This is a genomic window from Lacticaseibacillus manihotivorans DSM 13343 = JCM 12514 (assembly GCF_001435035.1).
Classification (GTDB): Bacteria; Bacillota; Bacilli; order Lactobacillales; family Lactobacillaceae; genus Lacticaseibacillus; species Lacticaseibacillus manihotivorans.
Map to the genome: position 1 here is coordinate 1 of NZ_AZEU01000297.1, position 377 is coordinate 377.

The 377-nt window shown below is 47.2% G+C and carries 1 pseudogene; it reads right to left on the reverse strand.

The features are described from left to right. Positions 1 to 377, reverse strand: a pseudogene (locus FD01_RS16340) (ABC transporter ATP-binding protein); the annotation flags it as partial.

Genomic DNA, 377 nt, shown 5'->3' on the forward strand with positions numbered 1-377 from the left:
GGACTTATTCTTGGCCACCTTACGCTCAAGTTTCTGAATCTTTTGCGAGTAGTATTTCACCATGTAGGCGAGATATTCTTGCTGGAGTTGGTGCGTTGTTGGTCGTTTATAGGTGCCCGCATTCTTGGCTTTTTGAACTAACAAGGCCTGGCTATTGGCAGCCTCCAGCCCACTCCCCGTCGTCTTCTTGTCACCAATCACGACGTAAAGGAGCGCTTGTTTCTTAGGAACTTGTTTAACTGTCACGACATAATAATCGGAGCTCACTTGAGTCAAACTTGATGATAGGTTCTCACCATTTTCGTGACTTTTGGTACGCACCTTTGCGCGGACGGCAGCCAACGGATCAAGCTGATTGTCACTGACATAAAAGCCCA